Origin of the sequence: Microcoleus sp. Pol11C2 (assembly GCF_036701505.1) — a bacterium.
GTDB lineage: Bacteria > Cyanobacteriota > Cyanobacteriia > Cyanobacteriales > Microcoleaceae > Microcoleus.
This window is the reverse complement of the sequence record NZ_JAUBQX010000010.1, coordinates 54,795-67,525: the sequence shown is the minus strand read 5'-3', so window position 1 is coordinate 67,525 and position 12,731 is coordinate 54,795. Positions and strand designations below refer to the sequence as shown.

The window sequence follows — 12,731 nt, the reverse complement described above, 5'->3', positions numbered from 1 at the left end:
AAACCTTCCCTAAATTTTCATACCTTATTCCCCATTTCCAATTACTAATTCTGGCAATGGAAAAACGAATTTTAGGATTAGATCCCGGCTTAGCCAATCTTGGCTACGGGGCAATTTCCTGTCAAATTGTCCCCGGCCAACAAGATAAAAACACCGTTTCCCTGATTGATTGCGGCGTCATACAAACAACGCCAAAACAGGAAATGGGGCAGCGATTGAAAACAATTTACGACGATTTGCACGAGGTAATTGAACAGATTAAACCTGATATAGCAATTGCCGAAAAACTGTTTTTTTACAAGATGGGAAATACCATACTTGTAGCGCAAGCGCGGGGCGTTTTGACGCTCGTATTGGCGCAGTGTGGAGTGCCGCTTTTTGAGTTTACACCGGCTCAAATTAAGCAAGCTTTGACCGGCCGCGGTAATGCGGATAAATCTGAAGTGCAAGAGGCCGTGGCGCGGGAGTTAGAGTTGGGTTATATTCCGAAACCCGACGATGCGGCGGATGCTTTGGCGGTAGCTTTGACTGGTTGGTACGATGATGATATTTGTCCGAAGAAAATACAGTTGGAAATAGGAAAAATTTGATGCAATATCAAATCATCGGCAAATTAAGAACAAATCCGGGCAAGACATCTTCTCCCGATAAACTTACAAGAAATTGTCGAATCTCTACTTCGCCAGAAGGGCGATAAATCTCCACTTTTTCGTCGAGAGCGTTAATTAACCAACCCAAGCGTATATCGCTGTTTAGATACTCCTGCATTTTCTCCTGAAGCGGTCGCAGGGGGTCTAGGCGCGATCGCAATTATATGACAAAATCAGGACAGATTGGCGGAAATTTATCTTGTTGTTCTGCTGTTCAAGCAGACCATCTTTCTAAGCTAACCCAAGCCACGTCTGGAGCGCGATAGCCATTATTAGGCAAGCGAAAAATTGTAGAATAACTAAACACTCTCCCTAGCTGCATTTTACGGTTCCCCAAGCCCAAATCTGTAATTAAATAGGTTTCTCGATTGCCGCTGACTCCGCCTACGGGTGACATAATAATGATTTCTCCTTTAGGTGTCCGTTCAAATTGCCAATCTCGATTCATCTGGCATAAACGGTAAAACTGTTCATCTGTTAGTTCGACAGTATCTAAGTTTAAAGTAACGGTCGTCATTTTTCCTAACTCCCTAAAAATATGAGTCCTGCAAACTTATTTTAGCGCCGCATTTTGTCAATTTTAACATCACTCCCCATAGCCCGGACTTAAGCTTTAATACCAGGGCTTAAGCCCCATCCAGACTATTGCGAGGTGCAAAATATTAGTTAAAAATGTAATTAAGTTCGAGCGCCTAATTCCCACCTCAATCAAAAAATGCTATAATATCAACTTTAATTGCTAAACTTATCCCGCCAGCAGAGAACACAGGAAAATAATATGGTGATTATTACCTCACAACAAATTGCCCAATTTCGCTCACAATTAGCCGAATATCCCGAAGCCCTAAAAGCCCTAGACGCCATCGAAGATTGCGAAGGTAACATTGAAGATGCAGCGATATCTCTAGCAATTCAAGCCGGACAAGAACCCAATATCTCGGAAAATTGGTTAGACGGATTGGCCAAAAGATGCCGCGTTGCTATCTGCAAATCAGAGGTTAAAGAAGAGTTGACAAACGGACAATTGAATGCAGCATTTAGAGATTTAGTAGCAGCAAAAATTTGCCCTAATATTTTGGTGACTTCGGTAATTATTTATGTATTTAAAACAGGGGTGGATGAGTTTTGTGAACCTCTCGAATATAAACTATAAGGCAATCCAGACATTTAAAAAGTAGGTGAGGCGAAGCTATCCCGAAGGGTAGGGAATCGCCCTCATTTCTCAAAACATGATACAACGAGGCGATCGCAACTCTTTTCTACCCCTTTGCACTACTGTACCCAGCCGGCCTCAAATCCGGCGACAAACCCAAAGATTTCCCCAGCAAACGAGCAAGTTGCACTAAAAAATTAGCAGTATCTTCGTCACCTTCGCGCGCCATTGAAGCCGATATCTGGATTAGCATTTGCACAAATCCCGCATCAATTAAATCGGAACGCGAACTCAAAACCTCTGGTTCTTGGCCGTTGGGACAAGTAAGCACTCGCTCGATTAAGTTCAAATAAGCCTCTTGGCGTTCTGGATTCATTTTGGCAGAAGCTGTACAGTAAATAATTTATTATTACGTTTAACTCAGCCCTGTCAATCAGGCGATCGAATAAGCGATCCCCGTTTTTACTCTAGAAACTCCATTCAGTCAGGAATAGACAGAAGCTTAAAGAAAATCTTAAGTTTCTCAATGCTAGTTTAGTTGAGGTAAGCTGCCCCGATGCGCCCCCTAGAATTCAAGCTAAGCTGCGCCAATAATAACCCTAAGATTCAAGGGAATTAAGAATATACAAAATGAAAATAGGAATATTTTTAGGAAATCTAGGAAACCCCGCCATCTACTATCCCAAACTCGCCACAATTACCGGCGGAGTCGCGGCGAGTATTTTTCTTTGCCAATTATTGCAATGGCAATCACAAAAGTCCAACTCCGGCGAATGGGTGAAAACTAACAGCACAGAAATAGAAAAAGCAACGGGTTTAAATCAGGAAGAACAGGAATTAGCGAGAAAGCAGCTAAAACTGCGAGCACTGCTGAAAGAAAAATTAATAAATCCCAACACGGATACCCTAGAACTCTGGGCGGACATTGATGCTTTCGAGGAAAAACTCAATAACTTTGGGACACCGAATCCGCCAGATATTATAACACCGATAAGCCGCGAAAATAACAATCACCCTGTAGCAATCTTCCGCGAAACATCACCCCCAAATCATGTAGTTAAAACCGACAAATATTTCGGGCAGCCCCGCCAGCAAATAGCCGTTGCTGTCACGCCTAATTACCGATTTAGCGGCCCTTGGGATTCCCAAGAACAACTGCACAACTTTCAGCGAGCTTTAGAAGCATATGCTCAAGAGCGCAGCTTAGGATTTGGCAATCCTTCTGGATGGGCCTTTAAAATTATTGACAGCATGACAAAAGGCTTAACCTCAACTTTTTGGGATGAATTTATCGCCGGAATTCCTTTAGGAGAAAGTCAAAAAGTTAAGCGAGATTGGGAAATCGAGCCGGAAGTGCCTTATCCTGCTTTTGAAGAAGAGCGAATTCAGTATTACGTGCACAAAGGCGAACCCCTAGAAGCAGCAGTCTCTAAAGCTCGTGCTGACTTGAGAAACCCGGTTTTGGGCAAAGATTTGTGGGAGGGATTTCTGCGAAAGTGCGATCGTCTTGCTGATGATGCGATCAAAGCAAAACAGCAGGGCGTTGAAACACCATATCTGCCCTCTTCCTTCAACGAAAAACCGCAAATCACCAAGGATAGCGTTATGCAGAAGTTAGGGGCGATCGCCCCTCAATCAGTCTTAAATCAATCCACATCTGAAACAATTGCTGAACCGCTACAACTTGAACAAGAAGAATCCCCAACTCCCGCCGAAATCCCCAGTATTTCCTCTTTGCAAAAAGCATACCAAACTCCTCTCGGCAGAAGTCTAGTAGAAAAACAAATCGCTGCCAACCCAGAATGGGGCTACGAAATAGTTGACGGTGAAATAGTCGAATCAATCCCTTTTTAATGAGGCGGATATGAAACGAATTAGCGAGATTAACCCGCTGGGGGAAGAGCGAGCAAATCCTTCTGAAGAAGAGAGAGAAAGACGGCGACAGGAAAGGTTGCAGCGAGAAAGATATGAAGGATATCAAAAGTTAGTTGAACTCTGCTATTTGGGCGAATATGACATGGCCCAGCAGTTGGCAAATCGACACTTTAATTGGGGTTATGAAATAGTTGATGGGAGTGTGATGGAAAGGAGAGATTAGGTTCGTAGTAAGGACTTTAGTCCTTAAGGTCCAGGTTGAAAGGACTAAAGTCCTTATTACAAACCTATATGAGAATTAGGGTTATGTTATAATTTTAATTAATTAAAACTTAAATAACTATCAAAGATGACAACAACTATTAACCCCAAAAATATAACGCTCGGTGAAGTCAGTCATTTTTTTAAAATTCCAATATCAGCTTAATAATGACACGTACACAAAATTTTTATCCTTAGAATCCTTAACAGAGATAGAACAGTTAGAACTCGCCCAAATTCGCAACGATTTTCGCGAATACCTCTCAGTAGAAAGAGTCTCTGAAGGACTGGTACAGGCTTTAATTACGTTTCCCTTAATGCGATTGGCTGGCTTCTACCGCAGCCCAATCAAGATGAGTCTAGAACAAGACATTGCTAGCATAACTATAGAATATGAAGACACAACGATTACAGGCCGATTTGACATTTTAGCAATCAATAAATAGAAACAAATTGCCGCTGATCTACCATTTTGGATTTTAGTAATAAAATCTAAAAATAGTCTAATTGCTCCCCCCGCTGGTTTGCCCCAACTTCTAACTTATGCCTCTAAAAGTTTAGAATATCAAGAGTCTGTTTGGGAATTTGCAACTAGCGGAGAGTTTTATCAGTTTGTCCATATCTGCAGAGGAAATCCCCCAACCTATCAGCTAATGTCCTTTCTGAGTTAGATGGAACCCGAACCTTCAATTTTGTTGCTGCAAGTTTTAAAAGCTATTTGTAAGCTATAGCAAAAGGAAGAATAAGGATTAAAGTCCTTAGTACAAACATAAAAAAAGAGGCAGAGAAAATTCCCCGCCTCCAATCTCCAATGACTGTTAACCTAAAAGTTAGATTCGCCAGCCAATATTTTTTAGTAGCCTCTGGTGTTCGGCTTGTGCACGATGAAGCTGAGCACTTGGCACTGCTTCACGTTGTCAAAACCCATGACGCGGATGTAGCAACTAGGATTGTCTTGACGGCAAGCTTGAACTTCTGTCATGATTTCTTTGACGCTGCGAGCACCAAACAAAGGTAGCTTCCACAGAGTCCAGTAGCGCATTTCAGCGGCAGAGGTTTCGTTGAATTCTACGCCGGGAATGTAGCCTTGATCCAAGATGTACTGGAGTTGCTTGGCAATTTGCGCGTCTGTCAGCGGGGGCAAATAGGACAGAGTTTCGTAACGACGCTCTTTAGGTAAAGTCTTCATTTTTTGTATCTCTAAGGTGTGTGTTCGATCGCACTTGTCGATCGATTAACTCGACAAATTATCCAGATTCGGTTCAGAATCTATTGATGTTTCAGGATTACTGCTAGAAACAGACCAATTAAGTTGCGTAGTTCGCTCTAAATGCTGGCGTCTGTGTTCCATATTCGCCTGTTGAATGCCAGTACAAACCATTTCTGGCAAATATTCTGTCACATCGTGAGCCAGATACTCTCGCACAGTCATGATCCGAAATCCTAAATCTTGATTTTCCCTCAGCAACTCTTGAATGTATGCTTCTCCATCTTGGATTTTGGCCTTCGTGGAAAAGTCGTTCAACCAGATTGCCAAAGGAGGATTGGTTTCGCTCAACTGAGCGACCACCATCCGCACGGATTGATAGGTTAGGTAACTTGCCAGCACCTTAGCGGTGTCTTTCGCAACTTGTTTGAGATCCATTTTGACCCCAGCCCCCTCAAATTTTAGATTTTGGATTTTAGATTTTGGATGCAAACTTACTTGTAAATCTTCTTCAAAGATAAAGACTTCCTAGCAAGTTTGCGACCTAAAACCTAAAATCTCCAACCAAAAATCCTTAAAGGGTATCCATTGCCTCGAACTCAAACTTGATTTCTTTCCAGAGTTCGCAAGCAACAGCCAGTTCAGGAGACCATTTGCAAGCTTCGCGGATCACGTCGCCGCCTTCGCGCATCAAGTTGCGGCCTTCGTTACGAGCTTGGACGCAAGCTTCCAAAGCAACGCGGTTAGCAGTTGCACCAGGTGCATTACCCCAAGGGTGGCCCAAGGTGCCGCCGCCGAACTGCAAGCAGGAGTCGTCGCCGAAGATTTCCACCAAAGCCGGCATGTGCCAGATGTGGATACCACCAGAAGCAACCGGCATGACACCGGGCATGGAGGCCCAATCTTGGGTGAAGTAAATACCGCGGCTGCGGTCTTCTTCGATGTGGTCTTCACGCATCAAGTCTACGAAGCCCATCGTGATGCCTTTTTCGCCTTCGAGTTTACCCACAACTGTACCGGAGTGCAGGTGGTCGCCGCCGGACATCCGCAAGCACTTGGCAAGCACGCGGAAGTGGATACCGTGGTTTTTCTGACGGTCGATAACTGCGTGCATGGCGCGGTGGATGTGCAGCAAAATACCATTGCGGCGGCACCATTTGGCCAAGGTGGTGTTAGCAGTGAAACCACCGGTCAGGTAGTCGTGCATGATGATGGGGGTTTTGATTTCCTTAGCGAACTCAGCCCGCTCCATCATCTCTTCGCAGGTGGGGGCAGTTACGTTGAGGTAGTGACCCTTGACTTCGCCGGTTTCTGCTTGAGCTTTTTCAATAGCTTCTTGAACGAACAAGAAACGATCGCGCCAGCGCATGAACGGTTGCGAGTTGATGTTTTCGTCGTCTTTGGTGAAGTCCAAACCGCCGCGCAGAACTTCGTAAACGGCACGACCGTAGTTCTTAGCAGACAGACCCAATTTGGGCTTAATTGTACAACCCAGCAAAGGACGGCCGTACTTGTTCAATTTGTCCCGCTCAACGGTAATACCGTGAGGAGGGCCTTGGAAGGTTTTCAGGTAAGCAATGGGAATCCGCAAGTCTTCCAAACGCAGAGCGCGCAGAGCTTTGAAACCGAACACGTTACCGACCAAAGAGGTCAGCAAGTTGGTGACGGAACCTTCTTCAAACAAATCCAAAGGATAGGCAATGAAGCAGATGTATTGGTTGTCTTCACCGGGAACTGGCTCGATGTCGTAGCAGCGACCTTTGTAGCGGTCGAGGTCGGTCAGGAGGTCAGTCCACACAGTTGTCCATGTACCTGTGGAAGATTCAGCAGCTACAGCAGCGCCTGCTTCTTCTGGCGGAACTCCCGGCTGCGGTGTTACCCGGAAAGCCGCCAAAACATCTGTATCCTTTGGGGTGTAGTCCGGCGTGTAATACGTTAGTTTATAGTCTTGAACTCCGGCTTTATACCCAGCCTTTGATTGAGTTTGGGTTTGCGCGTAAGCCATATCTCGCTTCCTAGTATTCGCTTAATTTTTTTGCCCGATCGCAGGCTGTTAAAAATATATCAACAAAGTGTCACTCTCAAATTTTAATATTCTTTTAATCATCATAAGTATTATTTATTTTGCTTTACATTAGGCAAATATTTGTAACATATCTTATGAAAAGCCAGCGGCGAAGGATGCAGGAGGAAAGGCTGGGGATCGCAGAGTGGGGAGGAATTTCGAGCGAGCGAAAGATATTGTGCAGCGAGCCGAACAGCGAATCAATACGGTTTATGTAAAGAATTTAATACTTAAAAATCAGAATTGGTAAGGGGTAATGGATCTGGGCTAAGTAGTTAGAAATACCTAAAGTTGTCGTGGGGAGTTAAGATCGATCGCCCGATCGATCTCAACTACAATTCAGTATGTAGCAATCTAAAATCCAAAATCTCAAATCCCGTGACTCTGGGCCCGCCAACTCAAAAATCGACAGCATAGCACATAATATGGACAGGACTTGTGCTCTCAAACCAAATCCGTCGTTACAGCCATTTAACCTCGCTGAAAACCGGGTTTCTGCGTTAGCAGCGCGTAAGTCTACTATGGATATTTAGCCCCATTTTTACTCTGGTTGTGCCTCACCCCCCTTCAAAAGCCGTTCACTGCATCAATCCAGATTGCCCAAGGCCCTACCCTCAGACTTGGGGCAACAATTTTTGTCATAGTTGCGGGGCTCCGCTGCGACTAAAAAATCGCTACGTGCCTCTACAAAGCCTCGGTTCCGGGGGCTTTGCAGCAATTTTCACAGTTTGGGACACAGAAACTGAAACCGAGCGCGTCCTGAAAGTGTTGCTGGAAACGGCCCCGAAAGCGCTGAAACTGTTCGAGCAAGAAGCTTGGGTTTTGGCACTTTTGCGGCACCCGGGCGTCCCTAGAGTCGAGCCTGACGGTTATTTTCACGTCCAAACCCAAAATTTTGCAGGCGGAGATGGAAATCCTGCGGCGAAGCGACTGCCTTGTTTGGTAATGGAAAAGATTCACGGCAAAACTTTAGAAGAGGTTCTCGACGAGCACCCTCAAGGATGTCCGCAGGAATGGGTGTTTAGTTGGCTGAGTCAAGCTGTGGAAATTTTAGAGGAGTTGCACAGGTGTCAGATTATTCACCGCGACATTAAACCCTCAAATTTGATGCTGCGAGACCCGGAATCGCCCCAAGTTTTGCTAAGCAAGGGTTTGGGCGGACTGCAATTGGTGACGATCGACTTTGGGGGAGTTAAACAGATGGGCGGTGTCGAATCCGTGGGGAAAGATTCTCGGAGTTCGACGCGGTTGATTTCGCCCGGGTACAGTCCGCCAGAACAAATTGTGGGCGGCGGTGTGGTGCCGGCGACGGATTTTTATGCCCTGGGGCGGACTTGTATTCATTTGCTGACGGGGAAGTATCCGGCGGAAATTGAAGATCCGATGACGGGAGAGTTGCGGTGGCGCCACATTGTATCTGTGACTCCGGCTTTGGCGAATTTGTTGGACGATATGGTGCGATCGAATGTGCAGCAGCGTCCCGCGACGGCTGGTGATGTTCGGGCGCGTTTGCAGGAGATTTATGCTAGGAGTAAGGGCAAAATCGCGATCGCCCCAATCGGTCAAGCTATTTTAGAATTCTGCCGGCAAGTAGTGGTGGCGGGGGCGCAAAAAACGGGAAGTTTGATGGTTGTGCTGTTCGGCGCGATCGCCCAAATCGTGGTAGCTTCTCTGGATACGGGTTGGGAAATGGTGCTGGGTGCCGTTGGTGGATGTGCGGGGGCGATCGGCGGTTTGGTTTTGGGCTATGCTTCGCCTATTGGCCCGCAAATTGCCAGTTTTCTGAATGAAGGTTTGCAGCAATTAATTCCTAACATGACTTTCGCTGTCGGGCCGGAAGTGCTGCTGTTTGGATTTGCGGGGTTGGGAACTGCGATCGGTTTGACGGATGCGGGGAGTTTTCGCCAGCAAAAACAGTATTGGCTGTCTGGATTGATGGGAGCTCAGGGTTATTTGTTGGCGGGTTTGTGCTGGATGGAAGCAACAGCTTCTAGTGGTGTGCAGGGGGTTATTTTGGGAGCTTTTGCGATCGCCTCTTTGACTGTGGGAATGGGTTTGCGGAGCCATCAATTAGTTCACGCTTTGGTTGTGGCTGTTTTCTCTACGGGAATGTTTCTGTTGCTGAATGCTTGGAACATTTTTCCGGGGAGTTTCTTTGGGATTTTGTCACTGTCTAACGTTACCTTCGGCTGGCTGCAAGTTTGGGGCTCAATTGTGTTTTTTGGTTTGTTGGGAAGTGCGATCGGGCTTTGTTTGGGAGTAAGTCATTATTTAGTTGTGCCCGTGCTCAGGTGGTTGGGATGGCGGTAGGAATTAACTAATTAAATATTAAACATTTCACCTCAAATTCAGCTCCCCCCTAAATGTTCTTTCTTTAAAAAGACCAACTTTGAGTAATCTTGTCCCCCTTTTGTTAAGGGTGGCTATGGGAACTCTCCGGCTTTAAAAACTATTGTGGGGTTTGCCCCAGATCCGGTCAAAAATCTACAATTAAGATGGTAGAAAGCTTATAATCATGAAGAACATTAAATAATAGCCTCAGAGTGCCATGTCCAAAATATTATTAGAATCCTTTCGGACAGCCTATGCAAATATGGAGTTATCGCCGCTGATAACTCCGAAAGAAGTCGAGAACTTCCGAGTAGAATACGGGACGGAAGTTCTCGAACAATTAGAGCAATTAGTCGAAGATGACCCTTCCGGTAGGGGTAAAATTATTTTTAGCGGACATCGCGGTTGCGGTAAATCTACACTTTTGGCAGAATTTTGCCGCCAGATGGACGATCGTTATTTTACAGTCTTTTTCTCGATTTCCGACTTGATTGAAATGTCGGATGTCAATCATATCAATATCTTGTTTGCGATCGCAGTTCAGTTGATGGATGCAGCAGAAAAACTGGAAATTCCCATCAAACAATCAATTAAAGAATCATTTTATAACTGGTTTGCTACTAAAACTAAAACTAAAATTGACGAATTGGGCGCAAGCGGATCGGTCGGTTTTAACTTGTTTAAGATGATTACAGGGAAGTTAAAAGCTGATGCGACGATTCGTGAAGAAATAAAACAAGAGTTTATTCGCAAAGTTTCTGATTTGGTGGCGACAATTAACGAGATTGCGGCCGTAGTTCGAGAAGGCGCCAAAAAAGACGTAATTGTAGTGATTGATGACCTGGATAAGTTGGATTTAGGTGTAGTTCGCCAAGTTTATCAAGAACATATCAAAGCCCTATTTTTGCCGAATTTTAGGATGATTTTAACAACTCCTATTTCGGCGCTGCGAGATGTCTCTTTGGCCGCTACCGTGGAAACGGAAACTAACGATCAAATCGTGTTCATGCCAGTAACTAAGCTGTTTAAACGCGGGGAAAGCCGGAATGCTGATGCTGTTGCAATGGCGGAACCGGCGGCGAGATTGAAAGAGATTTTAGCTAAACGCTTGGGAAGCGAATTGATCGAACCAGAAACCCTGGATCGCCTTGTCGCATACAGCGGTGGAGTATTGCGAGAATTGATTAGAATTGCAAACGAATGCTGCCGCATTTGTTTGCGGTTGGTGCGACGGAATCCAGAAGCTGCAATTAAAATTAATGCTGAGGTGTTTGAGGAAGCGATTAATAAATTGCGGATCGATTTTGATACCCGTTTAGGGACAACTGATTATGAGATGTTGATAGCAACTTACAGAGATTTTAAACCTGCCGACCCGAAAGCACAAGGCTTTTTGGACTTGCTGCATGGGTTATATGTTTTGGAATATCGCAATGCTGTTTTGTGGTACGACATTCACCCGATCGTGCTAGAATTGTTAAAGCAGCGAGATGATTTTCCGCTTCAATAATTTCTTTTATACTCAACAATTAAACTCGGCGGTTGAAACCGCTAGCAACGCGATCGCACAAATTTTCGGCCCAGCAAAGGGGACTAAGGTAATGTCTGAGTCCAAAGTCGATCCCCCCTAGCCCCCCTTAAGAAGGGGGGGAAAAGAGTGTTCTCAAAGTCCCCCTTAATAAGGGGGGGACAAGAGTATTCTCAAAGTCCCCCTTATTAAGGGGGATTTAGGGGGATCGAGACTTCGATACAAATGACAATCAATTATGTCGAATCTCAACAGTCAAAACCAAGATAATTATGAAGATTTACTCGTGTCAATTGAAGCGGGTAAAGATATTCTCAACTTGCTAATCGCAGTTTGCGATGATAGCGACTGTCGCGATCGCCTGATTTCGTATTATGAAGCAGAACTCGAACCAGATATCCGCCGCTATCGCGTAGAATTGGCGAGGGGTGAACCGAGTTTGCGATCGGCGCTGGCCAATTTAGTCAAACAAGAAGCATATTTGCAGCAGCGGGGAAAAGCCGTGATCACCGTGACGGGTGTGGAGAAACTGCGGTTTTTTAAACAATTTGGCGAAAGTCGATCGGAACAACAAGTGTTTTTTGGCTATTTGCAATGGACGCGGGAAGCATTGCGGGAATTTCCGTTTTCGATTGTCTTGTGGGTGACGCGACAAATTGAAATTCTGATTAGCAATGAATCTCCTGATTTTTGGAGTTGGCGCAAAGGTGTGTTTCGCTTTGATACGAAAAAAACTGCGGCTGTTCCCAAAACTGAATTTGAACCGTTTCGCTCCCTAGTTGAAGAGGACGATCGCGAACCGCCGAGTTTGATTCCGCTGGAAGATTTGCAGGATTTAATCGCGCGAACCGAACAGAAAAAAGGCCTCGAAGACCCCAGTTTGGCAAGTCTTTATGCGAGTATGGGGAAGATTTATTACAGAAGGATCAAGTCGGGAGAGTGCGAAAATTTTCAGGATGAGTATGAATTGGCGATCGACTATTTTAAAAAGGCGATCGCCCTTCAGCAAGAGTTAGATGTGGAACTGGAATTATCAAGTAGTTTAAATTACATCGCCGGACTTTATAAATCCCAAGGAAGGTACTCGGAAGCGGAACCGCTGTATTTACAAGCATTAGAAGTAGACAGGCAATCGCTTCCTGAAGACCATCCCGATTTAGCTAGTCACCTCAACAATTTAGCCGCACTTTATAAATCCCAAGGAAGGTACTCGGAAGCGGAACCGCTGTATTTGCAAGCATTAGAAATAGACAGGCGATCGCTTCCTGAAGACCATCCCGATTTAGCTAGTCACCTCAACAATTTAGCCGGACTTTATAAATCCCAAGGAAGGTACTCGGAAGCGGAACCGCTGTTTTTGCAAGCATTAAAAATAGACAGGCGATCGCTTCCTGAAGACCATCACGATTTAGCTATTCACCTCAACAATTTAGCCGGACTTTATAAATCCCAAGGAAGGTACTGGGAAGCGGAACCGCTGTTTTTGCAAGCATTAGAAATAGACAGGCGATCGCTTTCTGAAGACCATCCCGATTTAGCTATTGACCTCAACAATTTAGCCGAACTTTATCGTGATCAAGGCAGGGACTCGGAAGCGGAACCGCTGTATTTGCAAGCTGTGGAAATAGACAGGCGATCGCTTCCTGAAGACCATCCCAGTT

Annotated in this window: 12 protein-coding genes and 1 pseudogene; 8 read left to right on the top strand and 5 right to left on the bottom strand. The window is 45.1% G+C overall.

The genetic code is table 11. The features are described from left to right. The first annotated feature begins 56 nt into the window (after nucleotides 1-56). The gene (gene ruvC, locus QUA42_RS08920; protein WP_333136966.1) at nucleotides 57-590 is read left to right on the top strand and encodes a crossover junction endodeoxyribonuclease RuvC; all 534 of its coding nucleotides are present in this window, start codon (nucleotides 57-59) and stop codon (nucleotides 588-590) included. Between the two features lie 7 nt (nucleotides 591-597). Here the strand turns inward: ruvC and QUA42_RS08915 are convergent. Further along, nucleotides 598-1,167 (bottom strand): annotated as a pseudogene (locus QUA42_RS08915) (Uma2 family endonuclease). A 261-nt stretch (nucleotides 1,168-1,428) separates the two neighbouring features. Here QUA42_RS08915 and QUA42_RS08910 point away from each other — a divergent pair. Beyond that, nucleotides 1,429-1,803, top strand: a complete 375-nt coding sequence (locus QUA42_RS08910) for a hypothetical protein (protein ID WP_333136964.1) — start codon at nucleotides 1,429-1,431, stop codon at nucleotides 1,801-1,803. 106 nt (nucleotides 1,804-1,909) lie between these two features. On the opposite strand, the gene QUA42_RS08905 is transcribed toward QUA42_RS08910, so the two are convergent. After that, complete coding sequence (locus QUA42_RS08905) at nucleotides 1,910-2,179, bottom strand: hypothetical protein (RefSeq protein ID WP_333096050.1); 270 nt, start codon at nucleotides 2,177-2,179, stop codon at nucleotides 1,910-1,912. A gap of 254 nt (nucleotides 2,180-2,433) precedes the next feature. Here QUA42_RS08905 and QUA42_RS08900 point away from each other — a divergent pair, with 254 nt between their 5' ends. The 3 genes from QUA42_RS08900 to QUA42_RS08890 all read left to right on the top strand — a co-directional run bounded on the left by QUA42_RS08900 (nucleotide 2,434) and on the right by QUA42_RS08890 (nucleotide 4,385). Next, entirely contained in the window at nucleotides 2,434-3,657 is a 1,224-nt protein-coding gene (locus QUA42_RS08900; protein ID WP_333136961.1) for a hypothetical protein, read from the top strand. A 10-nt stretch (nucleotides 3,658-3,667) separates the two neighbouring features. Beyond that, nucleotides 3,668-3,901 (top strand): hypothetical protein, encoded by a 234-nt coding sequence (locus tag QUA42_RS08895; protein WP_333136959.1) that lies wholly within the window; start codon nucleotides 3,668-3,670, stop codon nucleotides 3,899-3,901. Between the two features lie 163 nt (nucleotides 3,902-4,064). Further along, nucleotides 4,065-4,385 carry a hypothetical protein gene (locus QUA42_RS08890; RefSeq protein ID WP_333136957.1) on the top strand — a complete coding sequence of 107 codons (321 nt, stop codon included), beginning with the start codon at nucleotides 4,065-4,067 and terminating at the stop codon, nucleotides 4,383-4,385. 407 nt (nucleotides 4,386-4,792) lie between these two features. On the opposite strand, the gene QUA42_RS08885 is transcribed toward QUA42_RS08890, so the two are convergent. The 3 genes from QUA42_RS08885 to QUA42_RS08875 all read right to left on the bottom strand — a co-directional run bounded on the left by QUA42_RS08885 (nucleotide 4,793) and on the right by QUA42_RS08875 (nucleotide 7,151). Continuing rightward, complete coding sequence (locus QUA42_RS08885; protein WP_333066767.1) at nucleotides 4,793-5,128, bottom strand: ribulose bisphosphate carboxylase small subunit; 336 nt, start codon at nucleotides 5,126-5,128, stop codon at nucleotides 4,793-4,795. Nucleotides 5,129-5,173: 45 nt separating this feature from the next. Continuing rightward, nucleotides 5,174-5,584: a RuBisCO chaperone RbcX gene (gene rcbX / locus QUA42_RS08880; protein ID WP_333136955.1), complete on the bottom strand. Its 411-nt coding sequence runs from the start codon at nucleotides 5,582-5,584 to the stop codon at nucleotides 5,174-5,176. A 136-nt stretch (nucleotides 5,585-5,720) separates the two neighbouring features. After that, a complete protein-coding gene (locus tag QUA42_RS08875) occupies nucleotides 5,721-7,151 on the bottom strand; it encodes a form I ribulose bisphosphate carboxylase large subunit (RefSeq protein ID WP_190660564.1) in 1,431 nt (476 codons plus the stop codon). A 612-nt stretch (nucleotides 7,152-7,763) separates the two neighbouring features. Here QUA42_RS08875 and QUA42_RS08870 point away from each other — a divergent pair. The 3 genes from QUA42_RS08870 to QUA42_RS08860 form a co-directional block, all read left to right on the top strand. Then, a complete protein-coding gene (locus QUA42_RS08870; RefSeq protein ID WP_333136953.1) occupies nucleotides 7,764-9,521 on the top strand; it encodes a serine/threonine-protein kinase in 1,758 nt (585 codons plus the stop codon). 238 nt (nucleotides 9,522-9,759) lie between these two features. After that, entirely contained in the window at nucleotides 9,760-11,052 is a 1,293-nt protein-coding gene (locus QUA42_RS08865) for an ATP-binding protein (protein ID WP_333136951.1), read from the top strand. Nucleotides 11,053-11,308: 256 nt separating this feature from the next. Then, nucleotides 11,309-12,731, top strand: a 1,423-nt coding sequence (locus tag QUA42_RS08860) for a tetratricopeptide repeat protein (RefSeq protein ID WP_333136949.1), incomplete at its 3' end; no start/stop codon positions are given.

What these genes read in the sequence shown, in the direction of transcription:
- QUA42_RS08875 (WP_190660564.1), bottom strand. Translation starts at nt 7,151, where the DNA reads ATGGCTTACGCGCAAACCCAAACTCAATCAAAGGCTGGGTATAAAGCC.
- QUA42_RS08905 (WP_333096050.1), bottom strand. Translation starts at nt 2,179, where the DNA reads ATGAATCCAGAACGCCAAGAGGCTTATTTGAACTTAATCGAGCGAGTG.
- QUA42_RS08910 (WP_333136964.1), top strand. Translation starts at nt 1,429, where the DNA reads ATGGTGATTATTACCTCACAACAAATTGCCCAATTTCGCTCACAATTA.
- QUA42_RS08865 (WP_333136951.1), top strand. Translation starts at nt 9,760, where the DNA reads ATGTCCAAAATATTATTAGAATCCTTTCGGACAGCCTATGCAAATATG.
- QUA42_RS08900 (WP_333136961.1), top strand. Translation starts at nt 2,434, where the DNA reads ATGAAAATAGGAATATTTTTAGGAAATCTAGGAAACCCCGCCATCTAC.
- ruvC (WP_333136966.1), top strand. Translation starts at nt 57, where the DNA reads ATGGAAAAACGAATTTTAGGATTAGATCCCGGCTTAGCCAATCTTGGC.
- QUA42_RS08895 (WP_333136959.1), top strand. Translation starts at nt 3,668, where the DNA reads ATGAAACGAATTAGCGAGATTAACCCGCTGGGGGAAGAGCGAGCAAAT.
- QUA42_RS08885 (WP_333066767.1), bottom strand. Translation starts at nt 5,128, where the DNA reads ATGAAGACTTTACCTAAAGAGCGTCGTTACGAAACTCTGTCCTATTTG.
- rcbX (WP_333136955.1), bottom strand. Translation starts at nt 5,584, where the DNA reads ATGGATCTCAAACAAGTTGCGAAAGACACCGCTAAGGTGCTGGCAAGT.